The sequence below is a fragment of the Acrocarpospora macrocephala genome, assembly GCF_009687865.1.
GTDB lineage: Bacteria > Actinomycetota > Actinomycetes > Streptosporangiales > Streptosporangiaceae > Acrocarpospora > Acrocarpospora macrocephala.
In genome coordinates this window covers 42,982-67,608 of record NZ_BLAE01000022.1, presented here as the reverse complement: position 1 = coordinate 67,608, position 24,627 = coordinate 42,982, and the positions used below count along the sequence as shown (strand labels likewise).

The window sequence follows — 24,627 nt, the reverse complement described above, 5'->3', positions numbered from 1 at the left end:
AAACCCCCCCAAGCAGGAGGTCGAAGTGCCCACCCTCGAAGACCGTGTGACCGTTCTCGAAGAGGAGGTACGGAAGATGCGCGAGAAGGAACCACAGGCGGAGGAGACCCACGCCGTCGCCGATCTCGCCAACCGGAGCTCGGCGGCGGCGCACGCCAGCCTGGACGAGGCATATGCGCGTCTGAAGAAGATGCATCATGAGATGAACGACCAGTTCGGCAAGGCCGCCTCCAGGATGGACACTCTCGCCTGGCTGTTCGGTGAGTCCGAGAACAAGCTCAACCAGCACAGCGACCGCCTCGGCGAGATCGAGGAGGCGCAGCGGGACCACACCGCACGCCTCGGACGCATCGAAACCGTCCAGGAGAAGCACGGCGAACGCCTCGGACGCATCGAGACTGTGCAGGAGAAGCACGGCGAACGGCTCGGACGGGTCGAAGAGACGCAGAAGGACCACACTTCGCGTCTGGAACGGGTCGAAGGTAACCAGATCGCGGCCAACAAGATGCTGCAGACGATCCTCGATGAGATCCGGAACAAGTGACCGGAATTAGTCACCCAGAGTAGATCGCCTGCCCGTCACCCGCCTGGCGGGCAGGCCCATCAGGCCACCTTGGAAGTGCACGGTCTGCGCTTTACCGGGCACGACGCTCAGGGCGCGGTCCGGGTGGCCGAAATGGATGATCATCCGTTCTTCCCGCTCTCCCTGTTCCAGCCCGGATTGGCCGAGAAAATCCCGTATCCCGTCGTCCGCGCCTTCGCCGCGGCGGCCGTCACCAGAGCCCCTGCCGAGGGCGTTAACAGCCCTGAAATCCCATGACTCCCCACATGTACCCACTTGTCGGCATTTGACCCTTTTGGGTGATTCGTCTACCTTCGATGGAATCCGGGGCACCGGGACGTCAAACAGGTCAAGGCTGCCCCACCACACAATCGAACGGCCGTTCCGCTCCTGGGACGGCCCGACCGTCGAGTCCGCTCACGCGGAGCCGGGGAACCATCGAGGGCCGGGATCACTCTCCCGACACGAAAGCACCAAATCCCAGCCCTCCCGGGGTGAATCGGCCTGTACCCGCAGGCCGTAGGGCGACTTCCACGCCCGAATCCGTCAGCTAACCCGGTAGGCGGCATGGAAGCAAGGGAGCAAGACCCCACATGCGAGCCCCCAATTCTCACGTGCGCGTCACCCTGGCCACCACTCTCCTCGCCGGCCTGGTGCTGACCGGAAGCACCGCGGCCATGGGCACGGCCCACGCCGACACTCGCGCGGCGGACGCCGCCGACTTCCACCCGGACGCCAGCCCGCTGCTCAAGATCGCCCAGAAGCTGCCCAGGGTCAGCTCCGAGCAGGTGCTTCGCCTGGCGCAGAGCCAGGTCGGCGTCAGCGAGAACTACTACGGCGGCGGCACCAAGTTCCACCAGTGGTACATGAACTCCCCCCGCGCCCAGCAGACCGTCGCCCGCGACGGCGGGTCGGTGTACGCCTACCGCAACGCGGCCTGGTGCGACATGTTCGTCTCCTGGGTCGGCGACCAGCTCGGCATCCGCCCCACCATGGGCTGGGACGCCTACACCGTCTCCCACGCCGACTGGTTCAAGCAGAACAAGCGCTGGGGCACCCGCCCGGCCCCCGGCGCGGTCGTCTTCTTCGGCTGGGACGGCGGCAAGGACCTCCACAACATCGACCACGTCGGCTTCGTCATCAAGGACAACGGCGACGGCACCATCAAGACCGTCGAGGGCAACACCGGCAACGGCAAGGTGGAGATCCGCACCCGCCCCACCGCCGAGGTCGTCGGCTACGGCTACCCCGTCTACGCCGACCAGCTGCCCGCCTGACACCGATCAGAGCCGGCTGCCCGGCCACCGGGTAACGCTGCGCCCGCGGACACGCGCCATACCTGGCCCATCCCCCTAGCGGTATGGCGGCCGTCCACCGGCCGGGCAGCTTCCCCCGGCCCCGCGCGGAAATCCCCCCGTCCGCGCGGGGCCGTGCCACCCGAGCGAAGGCGCGTTCACCCGAGCCAGGCCTGCCACGCCGCCTGGGCGCGCTCGCGCGCGGGTTCGCCGGTGAAGCAGTGCTGCTGGGCGACCATCAGGCCGTGGTGGCCGTGGACCAGGGTGTAGAGGGAGCTCGCGGTGACCGCGCCGAGGAATCCGTACGAGGCGAACAGCACCGTCCCCGTTTCGGCGGGGAGGCCGGGCACGGACAGGACCATGGGACGGCCGGGCGTGACGGGCCAGCCGGCCAGGCCGAAGGCCGCCGCGAAGCGGGCCCAGGCGTCCTCGCGGGTGGTGACCGAGGAGCCGGCGAGGAACAGGTCGTAGACGGAGGTGCGGCCGGGGAAGCAGCGCAGGTAGGCGGCGAGCTTGCGCAGGTACATGCCGTCGCCGACGCGCAGCGCCTCGTATTCGGACTCCCAGTCCTCCTCCAGGAAGCCGCTGTGGACCAGCCGCAGGAGCGTGCTGCCGCCGTCCCGGCTCTCCAGCAGGTATTCGAACGCCATGAACGTGCCCTCCGGCGACGCATGCGTCCGGGTGGCGAAGCGCACGCCGGGCTCCCACGCGGTGACCGTGGACTCGCCGGTGACGCCCAGGACGGTCTGCCGGCCCGCGCCGCCTTCGCGGGGTTCGATCTCGTTGCGGCCCATGAACCAGGAGTCGACCCCGGGACCGGTGGCGATCGCCGCCCACACCTGCTCGGGCGTGGCGTCCAGGGCGATCTCCTCGCGCACCTCGAATTCTCGCGGCATATTTTCAGCGTAGTTCCACCAGGCGGGCCAGCTCGTCCAGGGGCAGCTCGCTCAGCGCGGCCTCGCCGGCGGCGAGCACGGCGTCGGCCAGGGCGCGTTTGGTTCGCAGCAGGTCGGCGATGCGGTCCTCGACGGTGCCTTCGGCGATGAGGCGGTGCACCTGGACGGGGCGGGTCTGCCCGATCCGGTGGGCGCGGTCGGTGGCCTGCTCCTCCACGGCCGGGTTCCACCAGCGGTCGAAGTGCACGACATGGTCGGCCCGGGTGAGGTTCAGGCCGGTCCCGGCGGCTTTCAGTGACAGCAGGAAGACCGGGACCTCGCCGTCCTGGAAGCGGCGGACCATGTCCTCGCGGCGCGCGACCGGGGTGCCGCCGTGCAGCAGCTGGGCGGTCACGCCGCGGGCCGCCAGGTGGCGTTCGAGCAGGCGGGCCATCGCGACGTACTGGGTGAAGACCAGGGCGGCGCCGTCCTCGGCGAGGATGGTGTCCAGCAGCTCGTCCAGGAGCTGGAGTTTGCCGGAGCGGCCGGTCAGGCGGCCGTGCGGCTCCTTCAGGTAGTGGGCGGGATGGTTGCAGATCTGCTTGAGCCCGGTCAGGAGTTTCACCACCAGGCCGCGCCTGGCCATGCCGTCGGCTTCGGCGATCCGCGCCATGCCCTCGCGGACGGCGGCGGCGTAGAGGGCGGCCTGCTCGCGGGTGAGCGGCACCGGCTGGTCGGTCTCGGTCTTGGGCGGCAGCTCGGGCACGATGCCGGGATCGGTTTTGCGGCGGCGCAGCAGGAAGGGCCGCACCAGCGCGGCCAGCCGCGCCGCCGCTTCTGGGTCTTTCTCGGATTCGATGGGGCGGACCCAGCGGGCGCGGAAGCTGCCGAGGGTGCCGAGCAGGCCGGGGGTGGTCCAGTCGAGGATCGCCCACAGTTCGGTGAGGGAGTTCTCGACGGGAGTGCCGGTCAGCGCGACCCTGGCTGCGGCGGGGATGGCGCGCAGGGCGCGGGCGGCGCCGGAGCGGGGATTCTTGACGTGCTGGGCCTCGTCGGCGGCCACCAGGTCCCAGGCGGTCGCGGCCAGCCGCTCCGCGTCCAGGCGCATCGTCGGGTACGTGGTGAGCACGAACCCGTCCACCACCCCATCCAGACTGCGGGCGGGCCCGTGGTAGCGGCGCACGGCCGCGCCGGGGGCGAACCTGCGGATCTCGCGCTCCCAGTTGCCCAGCAGCGAGGCCGGGCAGACCACCAGGGCGGGACCGCCGCCCCGATGCAGGTGCAGGGAGATCAGCGTGACGGTCTTGCCCAGGCCCATGTCGTCGGCCAGGCAGCCGCCGAGCCCCAGCGAGGTCATGGCGGCCAGCCAGCGCAGGCCGCGCAGCTGGTAGTCGCGCAGGGTCGCGGCGAGCCCAGGCGGCGGCCCGATCGGCGCGGCGGCCTCCGGGTCGGCGATGCGCCGCCGCAGCGCCTCCAGCCACGGGGTGGCGGCGATCTCGACCAGCTCGCCGTCGAGGTCGGCCGTCCCGGTCAGGGCCAGCGCCAGCGCGGCGATCGGGGTGAGGGGTTTCATCGACCGGTTGCGGACCCTGCGGGTGGTGGCGGCGTCCAGGTGCACCCACTGGTCGCGCAGCCGTACCAGCGGGCGGGCGGATTCGGCCAGCAGGTCCATCTCGGCTTCGGTGAGCGGGTCGCCGCCCAGGGCCAGCTGCCAGTCGAAGCTCAGCAGGCCGCCGCCGGACAGCAGCGCGCGCAGATCGCCGGGCGGCGGCTCGCCGGACCCGACGACGGCGCGCACGGTCAGCTTCCCCGCGCCGGGCCTGGGATCGGACCCCCGCCCACCTGACCTCAGGCCGGCGGCGGGGGCGCGGGTGGCGTGCATGGCGGCGGCGGTGCGGGGCATGCCGTCGGCGACCGCGTCCAGGAACGCCCGGACCAGGCCTTCACCGTCCGGCCCGTCGAGCGTGGCGGCGAGTTCCTCCACGCGTTCGACGTCCAGGCCGATCAGCGGCCCGGCCCGCCAGGAGCCGTCCCCGGCGGGCAGGATCCGGCCGCGGGCCACCATCTGCAGCGCCACCACCACGGCCGCCCCCCAGAAGGCGGCCGACGGGTGCGCGCCGTTCTCGCGGCGGGCCAGGCTGAGCAGCGGCATCGCCTCGGCCACCGCCATCCGCACCACCGGTCCCGGCGCGCCGGGCGGCGGGTGGAAGGCGATCCGGCCCTCCCGGGGCGGCTCCGCGGGTTCGAAGACGGCCATGCCCCGGACCAGGGCGACCCGATCGGGGTCTCGTGCCACGCTGCGGGACTCCCCTCTCGCGCCGTGGTCCGACAGGCTACCGGGGGGTCAGCCGCCCAGCCGCCGGAAAGCCCGGATCGAGAGCGGAAAGAACACCGCCACGATCACCAGCGGCCAGGCGACGGCGAGGGTGATCGCGTGCTGGGCCGCCCACGAGTCGCCGCCCCAGCCCGGATTGCCGAACAGCTCCCTGGCCGCGGCCGCGGTCGCCGACAGCGGGTTCCACTCGGCGATCGCGCCCAGCCAGCCCGGCATGGTCGCGGGCGAGACCAGCGCGCTGGACAGGAACCCGACCGGCCACACCAGGATCTGCACCGCCACCAGCGCCTCCGGCTTGCCGACCACCAGGCCGAGCCAGATGCCCAGCCACAGCAGCGCGAACCGCAGCAGCAGCACCAGGCCGAGCGCCAGCGCCGCCCGGCCGGGCCCGGCCTCGGCCCGCCAGCCGACCGCCAGGCCGCAGCCGACCAGCACGGCCAGCGCCAGCGCCGAGTTGAGCAGGTCGGCGGCGGCCCGGCCGGTCACCACCGCCGAGGAGGCCATCGGCAGCGACCGGAACCGGTCGGTCACGCCGCGGGCGGCGTCGGCGCTGACCGCGGCGTAGGTCGTCTCCAGGCCGAAGACCATGGTCAGCGCGAACATGCCCGGCATCAGGAACTCGCGGTAGTCGCCGCCGCCCGGGACGGTCATGCCGCCGCCGAACAGGTAGCCGAACATGAGCACGATCATGACAGGGAACAGCAGCCCGGCGACGATCTGGCCGGGCTGGTTGGCCCAGTGCGCGAGGTCGCGGCGGGTGATCGTCCAGCCGTCGGCGATAGCCCATCTCATGCTGTTCTCTCCGTCAGTCGCAGGAAGACCTCGTCCAGGGTGGGGCGGCGCACGCCGATGTCCTCGGCCGCGATGGCGGCCTCCTCCAGGCCGCGCACGGCCCGGGTCAGCGCCGCCACCCGATCCGGCGCGGGCGCGCTCACCCGCCGCGCGTCGGCGTCGATGCGCGCGTACGGGCCGAGCAGCGCGGCCACCGCGGGCAGGTCGGCGGCCGAGGCGGCGACGACCTCGATCCGGTCGCCGCCGATGGTGGCCTTCAGCTCGGCCGGGGTGCCGGCCGCCGCCAGCCGCCCGCCGTCGATGATCGAGATCTTGTCGGCGAGCCGGTCGGCCTCCTCCAGGTACTGGGTGGTGAGCAGGATCGTGGCGCCGCGCCCGGCCAGGTCGCGGATGGCCGACCAGACCTGGTCGCGGGCGCGGGGGTCCAGGCCGGTGGTGGGCTCGTCCAGGAACAGCACCGGCGGGGCGAGGATCAGGCCCGCGGCCAGGTCCAGGCGGCGGCGCATGCCGCCGGAGTAGTCCTTGGCCGGTTTGGAGCCGGCGTCGGCCAGGCCGAACTGGTCCAGCAGTTCGTCGGCGCGGGCGGCGGCGGCGCGCGGGGGCAGGTGGGAGAGGCGGGCGAACATGGCCAGGTTCTGGCGGCCGGTGAGCAGCTCGTCGACGGCGGCGTGCTGGCCGACCAGGCCGATGTGGCGGCGCACGTCGGCGGCCTGCCGTACCACGTCGAAGCCAGCGACGCGGGCCTGGCCGGCGCCAGGGCGCAGCAGGGTGGTGAGGATGCGGACCAAGGTGGTCTTTCCGGCGCCGTTGGGGCCGAGCAGGCCGTGCACCTGGCCTTCGGGGACGTGCAGGTCGAGGGAGTCCAGGGCTGGGGTGGCGCCGAAGCGTTTGGCCAGACCAGTGACGCGTATCATGCCGTACAGCGTACCGTACGACATACGGTTGAGCGTACGGGTAGGCTGGCCTGCACCATGACGACGGAATACAGCGGTCAGGGCGATCCCGCCCGGAGCCTGGCGCTGCTCTGGCGCACCCCCGGCAAGGGCCGGGTGTCCAGGAAGGGCAAGCCCGAGCTGAGCGTGGACCTGATCGTGCGGGCCGCCATCGAGGTGGGCGACGCCGACGGGCTGGCCGCGCTGTCGATGCGCCGGGTGGCCGAACGCCTGGGTGTGGGCACGATGTCGCTTTACACGTACGTGCCGGGCAAGGCCGAACTGATCGACGTCATGCTCGACACCGTCTACGGCGACCTCTACCAGGCCGCGCCCGCCGGCGGCTGGCGGGAGCGGCTGGAGTCGATCGCGCGCGAGCAGTGGGCGCTCTACCACCGCCACCCGTGGCTCCTGCAGGTCGCCACCGGCCGGCCCACGCTCGGCCCGAACGCGATGGCCAAATACGAGTTCGAGCTGGCCGCCGTCGAGGGCATCGGCCTGTCCGACCTGGAGATGGACTCGGTCGTCACGCTCGTGTACGGGTACGTGCACGGCGCCGCGCGCGGCGCGGTGGAGGCCTCCCGGGCGCCCCAGGAGACGGGGATGACCGACGAGCAGTGGTGGCAGACCTACGCGCCGCTGCTGAACTCCCTGGTCGACCAGACCCGGTTCCCGATCGCCTCCCGCGTCGGCACGGCGGCCGGCCAGGAGCACGGCGCGGCCTACAACCCCGGCCACGCCTTCGAGTTCGGCCTGGCCCGGGTACTGGACGGCATCCAGACGCTGGTCGTCAGCCTTCGCGGAGGCTGAGGGCGGCGGCCCGCAGGCCGTCGAGCAGGTCGCGGCCGGAGGGGGCCTGGTCCGGGTCGGCCATCCACTGGGCGGCCATGCCGGTGAGCAGCACCTGGTAGAAGGCGCCGAGCCGGACCGCGGCCTCCTCGTCCGCGGCGACGTCCGCGCCGCCGAAGATCTGGGCCAGGCCGAGGCGGGCCTGGCGGCTGGACTCGGTGTAGGTCTGGCGCATGCCGGGCAGCTCGTCGATGCGGGCCAGCACCTCGAACTGGATCGCCCACAGCGGCCGGTGCGCGTGGAAGGACTCGATGACGCCCGCCCAGGCCGCCTCGAAGCGTTCCGCCGGGGAGGCCCCCGGGCGGAGCGTGGCGACCAGGGTGCGGCCCAGATCGTCGCCCCATTCCTCGATGGCCTGCCGGAGGGCCTCGTCGAGCAGGGCGTCCTTGGTGCCGTAGTGGTAGCCGATCGCGGCGAGGCTGACCCCGGCGGCGGTGGCGATGTCGCGGGCGGTGGTGCGGGCGTACCCCTGCGCGAACAGGCACTGTTTCGCGCCCGCCAGCAGGTCTTCCTTGTTTCCCATGACCGCATCCTACACACGTCTCAGACGAGCGTCTTGCACAAATGTCTAAGACGTGTGTACCGTCCGGGATATGACCTCAGTGCTCATCTCCGGCGCCAGCATCGCCGGGACCACGCTCGCCTACTGGCTGCGCCGCCACGGCCTGACCCCCACCGTCGTCGAACGCGCCCCCGCGATCCGGGACGGCGGCTACAAGGTCGACATCCGCGGCGCCGCCCTCGACGTCGCCGACCGGATGGGCGTGCTGCCCTCGATCCGGGCACGCCGCACCGACGTGCGCGGCGGCTCCATCGTCACCGCCACCGGCCGCCAGGTGGCCGCCATGGACGGCGACACCTTCGGCGGCCGCCACGGCGGCGATGCCGAGATCCTGCGCGGCGACCTCAACCGCCTGCTGTACGACCTGACCAAGGACGACGTGGAATACCTCTTCGACGACTCCATCGCCGCCCTAGTCCAGCGCGGCGACGGCGTTCAGGTCACCTTCGAAAGCGGCGCCGTCCGCGACTTCGACGTGGTCGTCGGCGCGGACGGCCTGCACTCCCACACCCGCGCCCTGGCCTTCGGCCCCGAATCGTCGTTCGTTCACGATCTGGGCTACTACGTGTCGATCTTCAGCGTGCCCAACCATCTGGGGCTGGACCGGTGGGAGCTGACCTATGTCGCGCCCGGCCGTACCGCGCTGACCTACAGCACGGCCGGGGACGGCGGCGCGAAGGCGATGTTCCTGTTCGCCTCCCCGCCGCTGGCCTACGGCCACCGCGACCGGGCCCGGCAGGAGGCGCTGCTGGCCGAGGCGTACGCCGGGGAGGGCTGGGAGGTGCCGCGGCTGCTGGCCGGGGCCGCCCAGGCGGGCGACTTCTACTTCGACTCGCTCAGCCAGGTGCGGATGGACAGCTGGTCGCGGGGGCGGGTTGCCCTGGTCGGGGACGCGGCCTACTGCGCCTCGCCCGCCTCGGGGCAGGGCACCAGCCTGGCGCTGGTCGGGGCGTACGTGCTGGCCGGGGAACTGGCCGCCGCGGGGGATCTGCGGGCGGGGCTGGCGGCGTACGAGCGGGAGATGCGGCCCTTCGCCGAGGCCAACCAGAAGCTGGGCCCCGCCAACATCAAGCGCATGGTGCTGCGCACCCGGGGACAGGTGCGGACGTCCCTGGCCATGTTGTCGCTCATCAACCGGCTGCCCGGCGGGAAACGCCTGATGGCCAAGGCGATCGAGCCGATCCGGCGGGCCGCCAACGCGATCACGCTGAAAACCTACGAGTGATCCGCCAGCGGACCCGCATCCCGCCTCGTGCGCCCCGCCGGGGCGCGACGGCCGCCGCCGCCCGCAACGCCGTGGAGGCTTCGACGCCGAGTTCGCGGCGCAGCGTGTCCTGGCATATCGCGACCTGCCGCAGGGCCCCGGCCCGATCGCCCATCCCGGCCAGGCTCCGCACCAGCAGTTCATGGTTGGCCTCCTCGAGCGGGTTTCCCGCCACTGCCCGCCCGGCGTACGCGAGTGCCTCCCGCGCACGGCCCTCGGCCAGCAGGGTGGCGGCCGCCTGGCGCAGCCGCGCCTCGACCGTGGCCGAGACCCGGCGCCGTTCCACCAGCAACCAGGACTCGAACTCCGGGCTGGAGGTCACGTGCAGGCCTTCGAGCAGTTCACCGCCGAATTCCAGCAGCGGAGCCGGGTCGGCGAGCTCGCCGGTGAGCAGCGGAATATCGACGTTCAACTCCGCGCCGTACCGCACGGTGACGGGGTCACCGGTGAGCAGCCCAGGCACGCCGATGGCGCGGCGCAGCTCGGCGAGCGACCAGCGCAGCGCTCCGAGCGGATCCTCGGCGTCGCCGAAGAGCAGGCTGGCCAGCCGTCTGCGGCTGGGCGGCCGCTCGGCCAGCAGCAGATAGCCGAGCAGCGCCCAGGTCTTGCGGCCCCGCGGCGGCCGGACCGGCAGGCCGTCGCGTTCGATGGCCGGCGGGCCCAGCAGCCGGATCGTCACCGGTGCCCGCGCGATGTCGCCAGAACCCCGCTGAGGGAGGCAATCGAGCGCTGAGCTCGGCCCCCACGGCGAAACTGATGGCTGACACCCCAGGGTCATGCCGGCGGGGGCTTCGGATCGGCCGGCTCACTTGCGGACACCATGCCCTGCCGGGTCACGACTGCTGGGCGCGGGCTGGTGTCCACGGCGAGCTGGAAGATGTCGGGGCGGTGGTAGTGGCCGACCGGGTCGAAGTACCGGCGGGCGGCGTGGACCGCGGCCAGGTCGATGTCGGCGTAGAGGATGGTCTCCTCGTGCCGGGCGGGCCCGGCGAGGATCTTGCCGGTGGGATCGATGATGATGCTGTTACCGGGTTCGACCCATTCCTGCTCGGCGCGCCAGACTCGGTCGCGGTGGGGGAAGTCGGCGGGGATCTGGTCGATGTGGACACACGGGTTGACGCCGATCACGTAGCAGCGGCCCTCATGGGCGATGTGGCGCATGGCGGCGAGCCAGCCGTCGCCCTGGGCGAGGGTGGGGGCGGTCCAGATGTCCACGCCCTGGCTGTAGAGGTAGAAGCGGGCCAGGGGCATGTAGTTCTCCCAGCAGATCAGCCCGGAGAGCCGGCCGTACGGGGTGTCGATGACCGGCAGGGTGGAGCCGTCGCCCATGCCCCACACGGTGCGTTCCGAGCCGGTGGGCATCAGCTTGCGATGTTTGCCGAGCAGGGTGCCGTCGGGTCCGAAGTAGAGGGTGGTGTTGTAGATGGTGGCGCCGTGCGGTTCGCGTTCGTTCACCCCGATCACCAGGTAGGTGCCGGTTTCGCCGGCGGCGGCGGCCAGGGCGTCGGTGATCGGGCCGGGGACCGTGACGGCTTGCTCGACCAGCAGTGCGTACCAGTCGTCGTCACCGTCCCAGATCGGGCGGGAGTCGATCCAGATCGGGGTGCCGGGGATGAACACCTCGGGGAACACCACGATCCCGGCTCCTGCCGCGGCCGCCTGGCGCAGCAGCTCGACCGCCTTGTCCAGGCAGGCTTTCTGGTCCATCAGGAGGTACGCCGCCTGCACGGCGGCGATCTTCACGGTGGTCATCGCCGGCCGCCTGTCTCAAATGTGCCGGTCATGATGTGCAGATGTGGGGTCATACCCGGAACGCGCCAGAACGCGGCTGTCTCCCGCCAGAAACCGGCTAGCACTTTCGCCTGGCGCCAGCGGAAGATGTCAGACATGTTCACTTTCGTCGGCCGGATCGAGCCGCTGGCCCGGTTGACCGCCGCCTACCACGCCCTCACCACCGCGCCGCCCGGCGGCCGGGTGGGGCTGGCGCTGGTCACCGGTGAGGCCGGGATCGGCAAGACCGCCCTGCTGACCCGGTTCGCGGAGGAGGCCGCGGCCGCTGGCGCCACGGTCGTGTGGGGCACCTGCTGGGACGCTGACCAGGCGCCGGCGTGGTGGCCGTGGACGCAGGCGCTGCGGGCGCTGCTCGAGCGGCGCGACGGGCTCGGCGCCACCACCTCCGCCGAACTGGTGGCGATCGTCCCGGAACTGGCCGCCGACGCGCCCGATGCGGCGGATGCCGACACAACAGCGCGGGTACGCGTGTTCGAGGCGGCCGGCCGCCTGCTGGCCGGCGCGGCCACCGGCGCTCCGGTGGTGGTGATCCTGGACGACCTGCACTGGGCCGATCTGTCCACCGTGGACCTGCTGCGGTTCCTGGCCGGCCAGCACCATCCCGGCGCGCTGCTGCTGGTGGGCGCCTACCGGCCGCGGGAGCCGGCGGCGGACGTCGCCGCGGCGCTGGCCGACCTGGCCACCACCGCCGAGCTCGTGCCGTTACACGGCATGTCCCCGGGCGAGGTCGCCGACCTGATCCAGGCCGTCGCCGGGGCGGCGGCAGCGGACCGGTGGGCCGAGCTGGTGAACCGCCGCGGCGGCGGGCACCCCTTCTACACCCGGGAGCTGTGCCGCCTGCTCGCCGCCGGCGGCCCCGCCACCGAGATTCCGGCAGCGGTCCGGGACGTCATCGGCCGCCGCCTGGCCCGCCTGACCGGCCAGTGCGCGCAGCTGCTGGAGGCCGCGGCCGTCGCCGGCAGCGTCGTGCTGCCCGATGTCCTCGCCGACGTGGCCGGGACCGGCCCGACCCGGATCGTCGAGCTGGCCGCCGAGGCGAGCCGGGCGGGCATCCTCACCCCGGCCCACGAGGCCGGTCCCGGCCGGTTCACCCACGACCTTTACCGGGAGACCATCTACACCACCCTGCCGCCGGGGCGGCGGCTCGACCTGCACCAGCGGGTCGCCGCGGCGTTACTGCGCCGCCACGAGCGGGGCGGCCAGGTGTTCGCCGCCGAGCTGGCCTTCCACTTCGCCGCCGCTGTCGAGCTGACCGGCCCGGCGCCCGCGATGGCCTGGGCGCGGCTGGCCGCCGACGCCGACAGTAACCGGTTCGCTTTCGCCGAGGCCGCCGGCCATCTCGCCCGGGTCCGGTCGGCGGTCAGCGACGCCGGGCAGCCGCTGGCCGAGGACGAGCAGGTCGACCTGCTCACCAAGGAGGCGGAGCTGCGGCTGCGGGCCGGCGATACCACCCGGGCCCGCGCGCTGCTGGGCACCGCCTGGACCCGGGCCACCGCCACCGGCCGCGGCGACCTGCTCGGCGCGGTCGCGCTCGGCCTGGACCGGGTCGGCGCCCGCTTCGCCATGCCCCGCACCGACCTGATCGCCATCCTCGACACCGCCCGGCAGGCCCTCGCCGGCACGAGCACGCCGGTTGAGGCGCAGGTGACCGCGGCGCTGGCCCGCCAGTTGCAGCACTCCGTCCCCGCCGACCGTCCCCGAGCCCGGCCGCTGGCCGAAAACGCGGTCGCGATCGCCCGTACCCTGGACGATCCGGCCACGCTGGCCAGCTGCCTGCTCGCCCACCACGACACGCTGTGGACCCCGGGCACGGCCACCGACCGGGCCGCGATCTCGGCGGAGATCGCCGGCCTGGCCGGCCAGGCCGGTGACCCGGAACGGCATGCCCAGGCCCTGCTCCTGCTGGCCACCGCCCAGCTGGAGAGCGCCTCGGCGGCCTTCCGCGCCACCCTCGCCGAGTACCAGCACCGCACCGAACGGCTGCGCCAGCCCCGCCACGACTACCTGCTGCGCACCCGGCAGGCCGCGCTCGCCCTGCTCGACGGCGACATCGCCACCGGCGAGCGGCTGTCCATCGAGGCCGACGCCCTCGGCCGGGCCGTCGGCGACAGCGACGCCGGCAACGTGCGCATGTCCCAGCGCCTCGAAATCGTCCGGGCCCGCGACGATCCGGCCGAACTGCGGGACATGGCCGCCGAGGCGGTCCGCTGGTGGATCGGCGCCCCCGCGCACGCGCACGCCGTCGCCGCCGGGTTCCATGCCCGCGCCGGTGACCTCGACACCGCCCGCCGGGAGCTCGACACCGTCCTCGCGCTGCGGGACTGGCGCACCGACCGCTCCTACCTGTGGTCCATCTTCGTCGGCGAGCTGGCCGTCGCCGCGATCGCGCTCGACGACCGCCCGCTCTGCCAGCGGCTCCTCGACGACCTGCTCCCGGTCGCCGACAGCTGCGCGGTCAACGGAGCCCTCGTCTGCTTCATGGGCGCGCACGCCCACCGGGTCGGGCTCCTCTACGCCGCCCTCGGCCAGCCGGCACCGGCCCGGCAGTGGCTGGACCGGGCGCTCAAGGTGCACCGCCGGCTCGGCGCCCACGCCTGGCAGGCCGAGACCCAGCGCGCCCTGGCGGCCCTCGACGGCGCACCGCAGCACACCGCGCACGAAGACACCGGCGGTCCGCGGCTTCGCCGCGTCGGCGACATGTGGCAGGCGACCTACCGCGGGCAGAGCGCCTACCTCCGCGACCTCAAGGGACTGCACGACCTCGCGGCGCTGCTGGCCCGGCCCGGCGACGACCGGCCCGCGCTGGACCTGGCCGGCGGCGACCCGGTTCATCACGCCGGTGCGGATCGACCCGAGCCGATCCTCGACCGGACGGCCCTGGCCGCCTACCGGCGGCGGCTGGCGGAGCTCGACGACGAACTCGCCACCGCGCAGGCGAACGCCGATCTGGGCCGCACCCGGCGCGCCACCGACGAACGCGAGCAACTCCTCACCGAGCTGCGCCGGGCCACCCGCCCTGGCGGCGGCTCGCGCCCGCTCGCGGCCACGGCCGCAGAACGCGCCCGCAAGGCCGTCACCGCCCGGATCCGCGACGCCATCCGCCGCATCGGCGAGGTCCTGCCCGAGCTCGGCGAACACCTCGACCGCACCGTGCGGACGGGCACCACCTGCCGGTACGACCCGGGACCGCGATAACCCCCTCAACGGGTGAGACGGCTGGCGCGGGACTCGAGGTAGCGGCGTTCGGGGAGGCTCAGGGTGCGGCGGGCGGCGAGGCGGTAGCAGGTCCGGGCCGCGGGCAGGTCGCCGGCGAGTTCCAGGAGGTGGGCGCGGACTGCGGCCAGGCGGTGGTGGCCGGACAGGGCCGGGTCGGATTCGGCTTCGGTCAGCCTGGCCAGGCCCTCGCGCGGGCCGTCGACCATGGCGGTGGCGACGATGCGGTTGAGGGTGACCATCGGGCCGGGGGCCAGGGCGTGCAGCAGGTCGTACAGGCCGAGGATCTGGCGCCAGTCGGTGTCCTGCGGGCGGGGCGCCTCGGCGTGGACGGCGGCGATCGCGGCCTGGAGCTGGTAGGGGCCGATGGGGGCCGTGGCGAGGGTCCGGGTGATCAGTTCGACGCCTTCGGCGATGGCGTCGGCGTTCCAGCGGGTGCGGTCCTGCTCGGCCAGGGGGATCAAGGCGCCGTCGGGGCGGGTTCTGGCCGGGCGGCGGGCGTCGGTGAGCAGCATGAGGGCGAGCAGTCCGGCGGCCTCGCCGTGGCCGGGGAGGAGATCGCGCAGCTGGCGGGTGAGGCGGATGGCTTCGGCGGTGAGGTCGGCGCGGCTCAGGTCGGGGCCCGAGCTGGCGGTGTAGCCCTCGTTGAAGATCAGGTAGAGGACTTCCATGACCGCGTCGAGGCGGGCGGTGCGTTCGGCCTCGGGGGGCAGGCGGAATTCGGCGCCGCTGGTTTTGATGCGCTGCTTGGCGCGGCTGATGCGCTGGCCGACCGTGGCTTCCGGCACGAGCAGGGCGCGGGCGATCTCGCCGGTGGTCAGGCCGCCCACGGCGCGCAGGGTCAGGGCGACCTGGGAGGTCGGGGTGAGCGAGGGGTGGCAGCACAGCAGCAGGAGGGTGAGGGTGTCGTCGGCGGCGGGCGCGGGATCGGGATCCGGCGGGGTCAGCGCGGCGGCGCTCTCCTCGCGCCGGCGCCGGGCCGAGTCCTCCCGCCACAGCTCGATCCGGCGGCGGGAGGCGACCGTGATCAGCCATCCTTTCGGATTGGCGGGGATTCCGTCGCGCGGCCACTGCACGGCCGCCGCCAGCAGGGCCTCCTGGACCGCGTCCTCGCAGGTGTCGAAGCCGCCGTACCGGCGGACCAGGGCGCCGAGCGCCTGCGGCGCGAGCGCGCGGAGCAGCCCTTCGACGCCGGAAGAACCAGAAGAATCCGATGGGTTCACGGCGCGTGGAGGTCCAGGATTGGGCGTACTTCTACCAGGCCGAATTCCGCCTCCGGGACACGCGAGCCGTGCTCGATCGCGCGTTCCAGGCTCTCGCACTCGATCAGGTAGAAACCGGCCAGCAGCTCCTTCGCCTCCGCGAACGGGCCGTCGGCGGTGCTCGTCCGGCCCCCGGTCGTGGTCATCCGCCGGGCGGTGGCCGGATCGGCCAGCGCCTCGGCCACGATCAGCTCGCCGGAGTCGGCCAGGCTCTCCCGGAAAGCCAGATGGGCCTGGTAGCCGGCCTCGCGCTGGGCCTCGGGAAGAGCGTCCCAGACCTCGCGGGTGGCCGGGTTAGTGTAGATCAGGATCAGATATTTCATCGGTGTCTTCCTGGGTAGCGGCATTTCCACACCCACCATGTCGAAACCGGCTCGTTGGTTTCTACGTCTCCATCGAGAAACAGACCGAGAGCAGGAGGGAACATCATGTTCGAGAACACCAAGGCGTTCAGCGGGTTCTCCGTGGACGACATCGCCGAGGCCAGGAAGTTCTACGGCGAGACGCTCGGGCTCAACGTCAGCGAGCGCAACGGCCTGCTGTTCCTGCACCTGGCCGGGGACCGGGACACCCTCGTCTACCCGAAGGGCGATCAGCACACGCCCGCGACGTTCACCATCCTCAACTTCCCGGTCCCGGATATCGAATCCGCGATGGCGGACCTGAGGGCGCGCGGCATCACCTTCGAAACCTACGAAGGCGTCGACGAGGACGGCGTCTTCCGGCGGGGCGGCCCGCTCATCGCCTGGTTCAAGGACCCGGCCGGCAACATCCTGTCCGTACTGCAGGAGGACTAGGCGACCCGTGGCGGGCGCCCGTCAGCGGCGCCCGCCACGGCTAGGCCGCGTCTGGCGGCGGCTAGACCTTGTCTCGCGCCGGTGGGGTGAAGCACACCGCGAGACAAGGGACAGACCATGACCTACTCCAACGAGACCCGCACGCCCGACGCCGCCCTGCGCGCCCTGGACCGCCTGGTCGGCACCTGGACGGTGACCGGCGGCGCGACCGGCACGGTCACCTACCGGTGGCTGGCGGGCGGCTTCTTCCTCGCCCAGGACGTGCGCCTGGCACAGTTCGGCCAGCCCGTCACCGGCCTGGAGATCATCGGCCGGGAGCGCCCGTTCGGCGCCGAACAGCCCGGCCGGGACATCAGGTCCCGCTACTACGACAACCAGGGCAACACCTTCGACTACGTGTACGAACTCGACGGCGACACCTTGACGATCTGGGCCGGGGAACCGGGCTCGCCCGCCTACTTCAAAGGCGAGTTCGACGACGACACGATGGCGGGCGCCTGGGTCTACCCGGACGGATGCGGCTACGACTCCATCATGACCCGCGTTTAAGAAAAGGACCGCCTCAAGCTGCGGCTGCTGGAGACCAGGACGATGGACGACGCGGTAGCGCGCTCAGCCCTGACCGTCCAGCAGGCCCGCGTCGTGCACCAGCAGCGTGATCTGGACCCGGTTGTTGAGCCCCAGCCGGGCCAGCACGCTCGCCACGTACGCCTCGACCTGCGCCACGCTCAAGAACAGCAGCACTCCGATCTCCTCGTCGCTGCGCCCCTGACCGACGGCCACCGCGACCGCGTGCTCCCGCGCGGTCAGCGAGGCCAGTCCCGCCCGGGCCACCGCCCGCCGCCGATCACGATCGGAGTCGGAGACCCGCGCGACCAGCCGCCGGGCGACCGCCGGAGACAGCACTGGCTGCCCCCGTGCTACCCGGCGGACCGCGCTCACCACCTCCGCCGCCGGGGTGTCCTTACGCAGGAACCCGGCCGCCCCCGCCCGCAGCGCCCGCAACACCCGCTCATCGGCGTCGGCCGCGCTCAACACGATCACCTCCGGCGGATCCGGCCGCTCCCGCAACACCACGATCGCGGCCAGCCCATCCCAGGCCGACATCCAGATGTCCATCAACACCACATCCGGATCATGACGCTCCACCATCGGCACGAGCTGCGCCCCGTCGCCCGCCTCCCCCACCACACGCAGATCCGCCGCGGCCCCCAGCACCAACCGCAGCCCCGCCCGCGACCGCGGATCCTCATCCACGATCAGCACGCCCACCGGTCCGCTCATGCGGGCCACGGTAGCCACACCAGCACCCGCCAGCCACCTTGTCCTCGCGAACCGGCTGACGCGGGTTCCCTGGACTGCTCTGTCCGGGGAATGCCGCTGGGCCACGTTCACCTGGCAGAACCCCCGGAGAATGTTACTGGTTTAGAAATGTCCGGAAGCTACAGATTTGGCCGTCCGGATAGCGGTGGGCGCTAATCATGGCACCTCGTGGTGATATGTTCGCATCCCAACGCGACGCATTGCCCGAATATTGGGAGCTCCCGGTGTCTCCTACTCCTCCGCTTGATCCGATAACCCCTCTGCTGGGCCGCGCGAATCACCTGGAGGTGTTGCTCGTTTCGAATCTGCTCGGATTCTTCTTGACGGCGACTTTCGCTATATTCGCAGCTGTTTATGAGCTGAGGCAGGCCACGGGATCGCACCGGCTGCCCCCGCCGAGTCATATATTCATCGGGGCAAGTATATTCTATTCTTTTCTTGGCGGATATTATTACTTCATGCTCGCCCAGTACTATGCCTGCATCGTCACGGTGGTGCCGCTGGCCAGGGAGAAAGGCCTGGAAGTAGAGGGCCTCTGGAACACGATGCGCACTCCTTCCTTCGGACTGATGTCGGAGGACGGGGCGAACGTGGCGATGCTGGCGGCCGCTCCGCTCGCGCCATTGATATTCTCAGTGGTCACCCTCATCGCGCTGTGGTCGCTGGCGAGAAGAGGCGCGGGGCCGGGGATAGGAATGAGGCCGGTGATTCTGTGCTTCTCGTTGCAGATCCTGGTGTGCGTACTCCTGATCTCCATGCCTTTCCTGGAGTTTCTGCGAGTCACGGTCTGGTCGAAGTAGCGTCCCCCGCTGATTTAATAAAACGCCGGTCGGCTGCGGATCGCCGGAAAGGCCGATACGCCCACCGGTCGTAAGCCACAATGGGCTCCCACGACTCCAGACCCGGGAAAAGCGGGCAAACCAGGTAGGAGATCAACCGCCTGCAGAGGCCGCGGACGTCGAATCGGGTCACACACTTACTTCGCCGTGGGCGATGATGCGGGTGAGGACGGGGAGGGCGGCGGTCGCCGTGCCGGCCTGGTGGGCGGCGAGGGCGAGGGTGTCGAGGGCGGGCGGGCGGAGCCGGTTGGGGATGGCCAGGACCGTCATGCCGGCCGCGTGGGCGGCGCGGATGCCGGGGGTGGAGTCCTCGACCGCCAGGCATTCGGCGGGGGGCAGGCCGAGGAGTTCGGCGGCCAGCAGGTAGGCGTCGGGTTCCGGTTTGGAGACCGGCACGTCCTCGTCGGCGATGACGGCGGTGACGTGGCCGGTCAGGCCGAGGGCGGTGACGGCGGCGTGCACGTAGCGGTGCGGGGCCGCCGAGGCCACCGCCACCGGAACCCACAGGGCGGCGGCGGTGAGGAGCTGGTAGGCGCCGTCCAGCAGGCCGATCCTGCCGTCGTTCAGGGCGGTGAGGGCGGCTTCGGTGCATTCGGCGTGCACCTGGGCAGGGTCGGTGCCGCAGGCGTCGGCCAGGTGGGCGGCCCAGTCGCCGCTGCCGACCAGGGCGCCGATGTCGCCGTTCCGGCCGCCGTTGCGGGCGTGGTAGTCGCGCCAGATCCGGTCCCAGACGTGGCCGCTGGCGACCAGGGTGTCGTCGAGGTCGAAGACGACGGCACGCACCGGGGTCACACCCCGGCCGGGACGGCCGCGCGGTGGGCCATCAGCTGCTCGATCGAGATCAGCGCCAGGCCGTGCTCGTCGGCGAAGACCCGCAGTTGGGGCAGGCGGGCCAGGGTGCCGTCCGGGTTGAACACCTCGGTGAGGGCGGCCACGGGAGGCAGCCCGGCCAGCCGTACCAGCTCGATGCCGGCTTCGGTGTGGCCCTGGCGGGCGGCGAGGCCGCCCTCGTCGGCGCGGAGCGGGAAGACATGGCCGGGGCGCGTCAGCTGGCGCGGCCCGGTGGCCGGGTCGGCCAGCAGGCGCAGGGTGTTGGCGCGGCTGGCCGCCGAGATGCCGGTGGTGCCGTCGGCGGCGTCCACCGAGACGGTGAACGCGCCGACCCGGGGGTCCTCGTTGAGGGCCACCATGGGCGGCAGATGCAGCCGGTCCAGGTCAGCCCCCTCCATGGCCGCGCACACCACGCCACCGCTGTGCCGGATCAGGAACGCCATCAGCACCGGCGTCATCAGCGACCCGGCCGCGATCAGATCCCCCTCGTTCTCCCGGTCCTCATCGTCGATGACCAGAACGGGACGCCCCGCGGCGATCTCTTCGATCGCGGCGGCCACGGTGTCGAGCATGAGAACCCCCGAAGCGTTAACGCACAGTAGTTATAGATCTACGCCAGACCCCACCCGTACGGCAGGTCACGACACACCGGGAGAGATAACCCATGACCGCTGATTTCCCGGAGACTTACGTGATAATTGGCTGTTAGCACGCACATGAGCTGCGGCGCGGATCAACCGGGTGGGGTCTGGGCCGTTGGTAGCCCACCGGCTCGATCGGTGATGACGACCGACCAGAGGTGCTTTCGCGGTGGCTCATTGTCAACGGCCAGCGGTCAGATACTCCACCTCGTCCTCTGTCCCGGTCTCTCCACCAACGGCGAGCCGACGTCGCCGCCATCAGCATGCCCGAGGCCGAACCCAGTCGGATGTCGTCCACGATCGTGATTCCGCTGCCGGTTGATGCCGAATCGACAAGTGATGTTGCCGGTGTGAGGCAAGAGATATAGCTTGCCGGGTGTGGTGGAACGAGACGACTACGCGGCCATCCGGGATCGGATTGTCGGGCTGGCCCGTGCCCATGGGCTGCGCTGTGACTGGGCCGAATCGACCAAACGCCAGCGATTCCTGCTGCTGTGGGACGCTCAGGGCCGTGTCGCAGCCCGTGCCGCCGTGCCACTTTATCCGGGCGAGACGCCAGCTCTGGTGGAAGCCCTCGAACGCGGTCTGGCGCCCCTGTTCGGCGAAGACTGGCTGGAGGACTGATGACGACCTACGAGCCTCATGTTGATGTTCATGTTTCCAAAACGGGCAGTTTGTGGCTGGCCGTGCTGTCCGGGGTGGCGGGCGGCATGTCCGCGCACTCCCTCAAGGAGCTCCAGGCGGACATCGCCGAAGGGTTGCCCTTCCTGTTCGGTGATCGCGATCAGCTGCCCGTTCCGGTCTTCCATTACACCCTGCCGGGTCTCACCGAGGAGGATCTGCGGGCGTTCGCGCGGCTGCAGCGGGAAGCGGCGGCGATCGCCGAGGATTACAGCAGGACGGCCAAGGCGCGCGTGGACCAGCTCGCCGGGCTCGGGCTGTCCGACGCCGATATCGGCGAGCTGCTCGGCCTGACGAAGCAACGCATCCAGCAGATCCGTACCAACCCGCCCGTGGCCCGCCGAAGCGCCTGACATGGACGTGTTCCTGGAGCTGCTCGTACGGGAGGCCTCGGCCGTCGAGTTCGAAGGGCCGGTGCTGCGGGCGCGGGCCGAGGGGGCCGGGGCGGAGACGCTGGAGCGGCTGGAGCGGGACAAGGTCGCGGCCCTGCGGGTGCGGGGGATGTTGCGGCGGCGGGCCAAGCGGGAGGCGGAGCTGTCGGCGCTGTTCGACACGGCGGGGGACCTCGCGGGGTTGCGGGATCTGGACGCGGTGCTGGCGGCGATCGTGCGGCGGGCCCGGCAGCTGCTGGGCACCGACGTCGCGTACATGACGCTGAACGACCCCGAGCGGGGGGACACGTTCATGCGGGTGACCGACGGGTCCTCGGCCGCGCGGTTCCGTGGGTTGCGGCTGGCGATGGGGGCGGGGCTCGGCGGGCTGGTGGCGCAGTCGGGCGTGCCGTACAACACGGCGGACTATTTCGCCGACGAGCGGTTCCGGCACACCGTCACCATCGACGACGCGGTGCACGAGGAGGGGCTCGTCGCCATTCTCGGCGTGCCGCTGCGGCTGGGGGCGCAGGTCATCGGGGTGCTGTTCGCGGCCAACCGGAGCGCGCGGCCGTTCGCGCCCGAGGAGGTGGCGCTGCTGTCCTCGCTGGCCGCGCACGCGGCGGTGGCGATCGACACGGCGCGGCTGCTGGAGGAGACGCGGGCCGCGCTGACCGAGCTGAGCGAGGCGAACACGCTCATCCGGGCGCACAGCGACGCGATCGAGCGGGCCGCGGCCGCGCACGACCGGATGACCGGCCTGGTGCTGCGCGGCGGCGGCGTGGAGGATGTGGCGGCGGTCGTCACCGAGGTGCTGGGCGGGCGGCTGACCGTGCTCGACGAGGAGGGGCGGCCGCTGGTGGGGGACGCGGCCGACCTGGACGCGGGCGTGTCGGAGGCGGCGCGCTCGTCCCGCGCGCTCGGCCGGACGGTCCGGCGCGGCGAGGTGTTCGTGGCCTCGGTGGACGTGGGCGCGGCCCCGCTGTGCACGCTGGTGCTGCGCACCGCGGCCCGGCCGACCGACGCCGACCAGCGCATCCTGGAACGGGCCGCGCAGGTCACCGCGCTGCTGCTGCTGTTCCGCCGCAGCGTCGCCGACGCCGAAGGCCGGGTACGCGGCGAGCTGCTGGACGACCTCGTCTTCCGGCCGGAACTCGACGGGCTGCACGACCGGGCCCGCCGCCTGGGCGTGCACCTGGACGAGCCGCACGTCCTGGTCGTCGCCCGCCACGACGGCCAGCGGGAACGCGCCGCGTTCTGGGCCTCGGCGCAGGCGGCGCTCGCGCACGGGCTGGCCGCCGCCCGCGGGCACGAGGTCATCCTGCTGCTGCCGGGCGACAAACCCGGCGTCCTGGCGCGCCGTGCCGCCGCCGAACTGACCGCCTCGCTCGGCCAGCCGGCCACCGCAGGAGCGGCGGCGGTGCTCGGCGGGCCGCTGTCGGAGGCGTACCAGGAAGCCCAGCGGTGCGCGGACGCGCTGCGGGCGCTGGGCCGGGGCGGGGACGGCGCCAGCGCGGCCGAACTGGGCTTCGTCGGCCTGCTCATCGGCGAGGGCCGCGACGTGCCCGCGTTCCTGGCCGGCACGATCGGCCCGGTCGTCGACTACGACGATCGCCGCGGCACCCAGCTGCGCGCGACCTTGGCCGCCTACTTCGGCTCCGGCGGCTCCCTGTCCCGTACGGCCGAGACGTTGCACATCCACGTCAACACCGTCACCCAGCGCCTGGACCGGATCGGCCAGCTGCTCGGCGCGGGCTGGCAGGAGCCGGAGCGCGCCCTGGAGATCCAGCTGGCGTTGCGCCTGCACCGCCTGCGGGATGGCCCCTGACCCCATGGCAGGTGCGTGAGGTATGTACCGAATCGCCATAGTCGCGGCGGCGGTCCGCTGCGTACGGTGAGCCAACCCACGCGACAAAGGAGCCGGTGGCATGAAAAACGAGCGGATCGCCACGTCCCGCCTGACCCAGAACGTCCTGACGGTGCCCGGAGCGGAGGGTGAGGCCGTGCTGTTCGTGCACGGCAACGTGTCATCGAGCGCTTTCTGGCGGGACGCGCTGCGCGCGCTGGCCGGCACGCACCGGCCGATGGCGGTGGATCTGCGTGGGTTCGGGGAGACCGATCCCGAGCCGGTCGACGCCACCCGGGGGTTGCGGGACTACTCCGACGACGTGCTGGCGCTGATCGACGCGCTGGCGCTGGACCGGGTGCACCTGGTCGGCTGGAGCATGGGGGGCGGGGTCGTCCTGCAGGCGCTGCGGGATCGGCCGGCGGTGGTGGCGAGCGTGACGCTGGTCAATCCCGTCTCGCCGTACGGGTTCGGCGGCACCGAGGGAGCGGACGGCACGCTGACCCACGCCGACGGGACCGGGTCCGGCGCGGGCGGCGCCAACCCCGACTTCGTCAAGCTGCTGGCCGAGGGCGACCGGTCGGAGGAGTCCCCGCTGGCTCCCCGCAACGTCTTCCGCACCGCCTACGTCAAGCCGGGCGCGGTCATCGAGGACGAGGACTTCTACGTCGACTCGATGCTGACCACGCGGGTCGGCGAGGGCCACTACCCGGGCGACGCCGCCACCTCCACCGCGTGGCCAGGCCTGGCCCCCGGCACGCGCGGCGTCCTGAACTGCCTCGCGCCCACCCACTTCCGCCTGGATCTCACCGAGATCGACCCCAAGCCGCCCATCCTGTGGATCCGCGGCGCCGACGACGTGATCGTCTCCGACACCTCGCTGTTCGACCTGGCCCACCTGGGCGTGCTTGGCGTCATCCCCGGCTCCCCCGGCACGCCCGGCCAGCCGATGGTCACCCAGACCAGGGCCGCCCTCACCGCCTACGGCAACTACCGCGAGGTCGTCCTGGACGACTGCGGCCACAGCCCGCACCTGGAGAAGCCGGCCGAGTTCCTCGCCGCGCTCGGCGCCCACCTCACCTGAGCATGTCCAGGTAGTGCGGATTGATCATGACGCCCAGGATGTTGCCGAACGGGTCGACGAACGACGCGGTCACGAACCCCTGGTGCCGTTCGGTCCTGGGTTCGTGTTCCTTGGCGCCCATGGCCAGCAGCCGCTCGCAGGCGGCGTCCAGGTTGTCCACGTGCCAGTAGGCGACCGCGCCGCCCGGGCCGCTGAGCTGGCCGTGCGGTGAGTAGCGGCGGTCGATGAGCCCCAGTTCCTGCTGATGGTCGCCGATCCGGAACTCCACGTAAGCGGGCCGCCCGTCGGGGCCCGGCCGGGTGAACCATGGCTCCAGGCCCAGCAGTTCGGCATACCAGTCGACCGCCGCCGGCATGTCGTCGGTAAAGAAACTGATCGTGGCGAGCCCCCGCAGCATGTCCTGCTCCTCTCGGTGTCTGCATGGCACGCTACGCTCCGTCACCGACAGTTCCGCTCCGCAACACGCGAATTTGAGACGGGCC

25 protein-coding genes, 1 pseudogene and 1 riboswitch are annotated in these 24,627 nt (G+C 72.1%); of the genes and pseudogenes, 13 read left to right on the top strand and 13 right to left on the bottom strand.

Annotation, left to right across the window (positions count from 1 at the left end; all coding sequences use genetic code 11):
• Nucleotides 1-25 precede the first annotated feature (25 nt).
• The 3 genes from Amac_RS20165 (at nt 26) to Amac_RS20155 (ending at nt 1,839) form a co-directional block, all read left to right on the top strand.
• The gene (locus Amac_RS20165) at nt 26-544 is read left to right on the top strand and encodes a hypothetical protein (protein WP_155355929.1); all 519 of its coding nucleotides are present in this window, start codon (nt 26-28) and stop codon (nt 542-544) included.
• 69 nt (nt 545-613) lie between these two features.
• Nucleotides 614-820, top strand: a complete 207-nt coding sequence (locus Amac_RS20160) for a hypothetical protein (RefSeq protein WP_155355928.1) — start codon at nt 614-616, stop codon at nt 818-820.
• A gap of 137 nt (nt 821-957) precedes the next feature.
• A riboswitch (cyclic di-AMP (ydaO/yuaA leader) is annotated at nt 958-1,141 on the top strand.
• A gap of 35 nt (nt 1,142-1,176) precedes the next feature.
• Nucleotides 1,177-1,839, top strand: a complete 663-nt coding sequence (locus tag Amac_RS20155; RefSeq protein WP_246268506.1) for a CHAP domain-containing protein — start codon at nt 1,177-1,179, stop codon at nt 1,837-1,839.
• A gap of 176 nt (nt 1,840-2,015) precedes the next feature.
• Here the strand turns inward: Amac_RS20155 and Amac_RS20150 are convergent, their stop codons facing one another.
• The 4 genes from Amac_RS20150 to Amac_RS20135 are packed head-to-tail and all read right to left on the bottom strand — an operon-like array spanning nt 2,016 to nt 6,773.
• On the bottom strand, nt 2,016-2,753 hold the full coding sequence (locus tag Amac_RS20150; RefSeq protein WP_155355926.1) for an SRPBCC family protein: 738 nt from the start codon (nt 2,751-2,753) through the stop codon (nt 2,016-2,018).
• Nucleotides 2,754-2,757: 4 nt separating this feature from the next.
• Nucleotides 2,758-5,028, bottom strand: coding sequence for a DEAD/DEAH box helicase (locus Amac_RS20145; protein WP_246268504.1), 2,271 nt, complete (start codon nt 5,026-5,028; stop codon nt 2,758-2,760).
• Between the two features lie 48 nt (nt 5,029-5,076).
• A complete protein-coding gene (locus tag Amac_RS20140; RefSeq protein ID WP_155355925.1) occupies nt 5,077-5,859 on the bottom strand; it encodes an ABC transporter permease in 783 nt (260 codons plus the stop codon).
• Nucleotides 5,856-6,773: an ATP-binding cassette domain-containing protein gene (locus Amac_RS20135; protein ID WP_218041185.1), complete on the bottom strand. Its 918-nt coding sequence runs from the start codon at nt 6,771-6,773 to the stop codon at nt 5,856-5,858. The genes Amac_RS20140 and Amac_RS20135 overlap by 4 nt, the downstream gene beginning before the upstream one ends.
• A 57-nt stretch (nt 6,774-6,830) precedes the next feature.
• Here Amac_RS20135 and Amac_RS20130 point away from each other — a divergent pair, with 57 nt between their 5' ends.
• Nucleotides 6,831-7,601 (top strand): TetR/AcrR family transcriptional regulator, encoded by a 771-nt coding sequence (locus tag Amac_RS20130; RefSeq protein WP_155355923.1) that lies wholly within the window; start codon nt 6,831-6,833, stop codon nt 7,599-7,601.
• Here Amac_RS20130 and Amac_RS20125 read toward each other — a convergent pair.
• Nucleotides 7,582-8,163: a TetR/AcrR family transcriptional regulator gene (locus Amac_RS20125; RefSeq protein WP_155355922.1), complete on the bottom strand. Its 582-nt coding sequence runs from the start codon at nt 8,161-8,163 to the stop codon at nt 7,582-7,584. The two genes, Amac_RS20130 and Amac_RS20125, sit on opposite strands and share 20 nt — an antisense overlap.
• 70 nt (nt 8,164-8,233) lie before the next feature.
• On the opposite strand from Amac_RS20125, the gene Amac_RS20120 reads away from it, so the two are divergent.
• Complete coding sequence (locus Amac_RS20120; RefSeq protein WP_155355921.1) at nt 8,234-9,427, top strand: FAD-dependent monooxygenase; 1,194 nt, start codon at nt 8,234-8,236, stop codon at nt 9,425-9,427.
• On the opposite strand, the gene Amac_RS20115 is transcribed toward Amac_RS20120, so the two are convergent.
• Nucleotides 9,405-10,145, bottom strand: coding sequence for an AfsR/SARP family transcriptional regulator (locus Amac_RS20115; protein ID WP_170322571.1), 741 nt, complete (start codon nt 10,143-10,145; stop codon nt 9,405-9,407). The two genes, Amac_RS20120 and Amac_RS20115, sit on opposite strands and share 23 nt — an antisense overlap.
• A 95-nt stretch (nt 10,146-10,240) precedes the next feature.
• Complete coding sequence (locus Amac_RS20110; protein ID WP_155355919.1) at nt 10,241-11,218, bottom strand: carbon-nitrogen hydrolase family protein; 978 nt, start codon at nt 11,216-11,218, stop codon at nt 10,241-10,243.
• 135 nt (nt 11,219-11,353) lie between these two features.
• Between Amac_RS20110 and Amac_RS20105 the strand changes: the two genes are divergently transcribed.
• Nucleotides 11,354-14,452: an ATP-binding protein gene (locus tag Amac_RS20105; protein WP_170322570.1), complete on the top strand. Its 3,099-nt coding sequence runs from the start codon at nt 11,354-11,356 to the stop codon at nt 14,450-14,452.
• 5 nt (nt 14,453-14,457) lie between these two features.
• On the opposite strand, the gene Amac_RS20100 is transcribed toward Amac_RS20105, so the two are convergent.
• Together Amac_RS20100 and Amac_RS20095 are read right to left on the bottom strand one after the other, a co-directional pair.
• Nucleotides 14,458-15,693 (bottom strand): RNA polymerase sigma factor, encoded by a 1,236-nt coding sequence (locus Amac_RS20100; RefSeq protein WP_155355917.1) that lies wholly within the window; start codon nt 15,691-15,693, stop codon nt 14,458-14,460.
• Entirely contained in the window at nt 15,690-16,055 is a 366-nt protein-coding gene (locus Amac_RS20095) for a YciI family protein (protein ID WP_155355916.1), read from the bottom strand. Before Amac_RS20095 ends, Amac_RS20100 begins: the two co-directional genes overlap by 4 nt.
• A gap of 105 nt (nt 16,056-16,160) precedes the next feature.
• Here Amac_RS20095 and Amac_RS20090 point away from each other — a divergent pair, with 105 nt between their 5' ends.
• Both Amac_RS20090 and Amac_RS20085 read left to right on the top strand, forming a co-directional pair.
• Nucleotides 16,161-16,529 (top strand): VOC family protein, encoded by a 369-nt coding sequence (locus Amac_RS20090; RefSeq protein ID WP_155355915.1) that lies wholly within the window; start codon nt 16,161-16,163, stop codon nt 16,527-16,529.
• Nucleotides 16,530-16,646: 117 nt separating this feature from the next.
• The gene (locus Amac_RS20085) at nt 16,647-17,078 is read left to right on the top strand and encodes a hypothetical protein (RefSeq protein WP_155355914.1); all 432 of its coding nucleotides are present in this window, start codon (nt 16,647-16,649) and stop codon (nt 17,076-17,078) included.
• A gap of 63 nt (nt 17,079-17,141) precedes the next feature.
• On the opposite strand, the gene Amac_RS20080 is transcribed toward Amac_RS20085, so the two are convergent.
• The gene (locus Amac_RS20080) at nt 17,142-17,813 is read right to left on the bottom strand and encodes a response regulator (protein ID WP_155355913.1); all 672 of its coding nucleotides are present in this window, start codon (nt 17,811-17,813) and stop codon (nt 17,142-17,144) included.
• A gap of 263 nt (nt 17,814-18,076) precedes the next feature.
• Here Amac_RS20080 and Amac_RS20075 point away from each other — a divergent pair, with 263 nt between their 5' ends.
• Nucleotides 18,077-18,652, top strand: a complete 576-nt coding sequence (locus tag Amac_RS20075; protein ID WP_155355912.1) for a hypothetical protein — start codon at nt 18,077-18,079, stop codon at nt 18,650-18,652.
• 168 nt (nt 18,653-18,820) lie between these two features.
• Here the strand turns inward: Amac_RS20075 and Amac_RS20070 are convergent, their stop codons facing one another.
• A complete protein-coding gene (locus Amac_RS20070) occupies nt 18,821-19,474 on the bottom strand; it encodes an HAD family hydrolase (protein ID WP_170322568.1) in 654 nt (217 codons plus the stop codon).
• A gap of 20 nt (nt 19,475-19,494) precedes the next feature.
• Nucleotides 19,495-20,094 (bottom strand): annotated as a pseudogene (ribB, locus tag Amac_RS20065) (3,4-dihydroxy-2-butanone-4-phosphate synthase); the annotation flags it as partial.
• Nucleotides 20,095-20,541: 447 nt separating this feature from the next.
• On the opposite strand from ribB, the gene Amac_RS20060 reads away from it, so the two are divergent.
• The 4 genes from Amac_RS20060 (at nt 20,542) to Amac_RS20045 (ending at nt 24,145) form a co-directional block, all read left to right on the top strand.
• Nucleotides 20,542-20,787, top strand: a complete 246-nt coding sequence (locus Amac_RS20060) for a hypothetical protein (RefSeq protein ID WP_155355909.1) — start codon at nt 20,542-20,544, stop codon at nt 20,785-20,787.
• On the top strand, nt 20,787-21,197 hold the full coding sequence (locus Amac_RS20055) for a hypothetical protein (protein WP_155355908.1): 411 nt from the start codon (nt 20,787-20,789) through the stop codon (nt 21,195-21,197). Before Amac_RS20060 ends, Amac_RS20055 begins: the two co-directional genes overlap by 1 nt.
• Before the next feature lies 1 nt (nt 21,198).
• A complete protein-coding gene (locus tag Amac_RS20050; protein ID WP_155355907.1) occupies nt 21,199-23,043 on the top strand; it encodes a helix-turn-helix domain-containing protein in 1,845 nt (614 codons plus the stop codon).
• Between the two features lie 100 nt (nt 23,044-23,143).
• A complete protein-coding gene (locus Amac_RS20045) occupies nt 23,144-24,145 on the top strand; it encodes an alpha/beta fold hydrolase (RefSeq protein ID WP_155355906.1) in 1,002 nt (333 codons plus the stop codon).
• Here the strand turns inward: Amac_RS20045 and Amac_RS20040 are convergent.
• Nucleotides 24,138-24,542, bottom strand: coding sequence for a VOC family protein (locus tag Amac_RS20040; RefSeq protein ID WP_155355905.1), 405 nt, complete (start codon nt 24,540-24,542; stop codon nt 24,138-24,140). The genes Amac_RS20045 and Amac_RS20040 overlap by 8 nt on opposite strands.
• Nucleotides 24,543-24,627: the final 85 nt, after the last annotated feature.

Bases quoted from the DNA above. Each gene is read 5' to 3' on its own strand.
- Amac_RS20040 (WP_155355905.1), bottom strand. From the start codon at position 24,542: ATGCTGCGGGGGCTCGCCACGATCAGTTTCTTTACCGACGACATGCCG.
- Amac_RS20135 (WP_218041185.1), bottom strand. From the start codon at position 6,773: ATGATACGCGTCACTGGTCTGGCCAAACGCTTCGGCGCCACCCCAGCC.
- Amac_RS20080 (WP_155355913.1), bottom strand. From the start codon at position 17,813: ATGAGCGGACCGGTGGGCGTGCTGATCGTGGATGAGGATCCGCGGTCG.
- Amac_RS20095 (WP_155355916.1), bottom strand. From the start codon at position 16,055: ATGAAATATCTGATCCTGATCTACACTAACCCGGCCACCCGCGAGGTC.
- Amac_RS20085 (WP_155355914.1), top strand. From the start codon at position 16,647: ATGACCTACTCCAACGAGACCCGCACGCCCGACGCCGCCCTGCGCGCC.
- Amac_RS20110 (WP_155355919.1), bottom strand. From the start codon at position 11,218: ATGACCACCGTGAAGATCGCCGCCGTGCAGGCGGCGTACCTCCTGATG.
- Amac_RS20120 (WP_155355921.1), top strand. From the start codon at position 8,234: ATGACCTCAGTGCTCATCTCCGGCGCCAGCATCGCCGGGACCACGCTC.
- Amac_RS20125 (WP_155355922.1), bottom strand. From the start codon at position 8,163: ATGGGAAACAAGGAAGACCTGCTGGCGGGCGCGAAACAGTGCCTGTTC.
- Amac_RS20090 (WP_155355915.1), top strand. From the start codon at position 16,161: ATGTTCGAGAACACCAAGGCGTTCAGCGGGTTCTCCGTGGACGACATC.
- Amac_RS20130 (WP_155355923.1), top strand. From the start codon at position 6,831: ATGACGACGGAATACAGCGGTCAGGGCGATCCCGCCCGGAGCCTGGCG.
- Amac_RS20050 (WP_155355907.1), top strand. From the start codon at position 21,199: ATGGACGTGTTCCTGGAGCTGCTCGTACGGGAGGCCTCGGCCGTCGAG.
- Amac_RS20150 (WP_155355926.1), bottom strand. From the start codon at position 2,753: ATGCCGCGAGAATTCGAGGTGCGCGAGGAGATCGCCCTGGACGCCACG.
- Amac_RS20045 (WP_155355906.1), top strand. From the start codon at position 23,144: ATGAAAAACGAGCGGATCGCCACGTCCCGCCTGACCCAGAACGTCCTG.
- Amac_RS20140 (WP_155355925.1), bottom strand. From the start codon at position 5,859: ATGAGATGGGCTATCGCCGACGGCTGGACGATCACCCGCCGCGACCTC.
- Amac_RS20055 (WP_155355908.1), top strand. From the start codon at position 20,787: ATGACGACCTACGAGCCTCATGTTGATGTTCATGTTTCCAAAACGGGC.
- Amac_RS20105 (WP_170322570.1), top strand. From the start codon at position 11,354: ATGTTCACTTTCGTCGGCCGGATCGAGCCGCTGGCCCGGTTGACCGCC.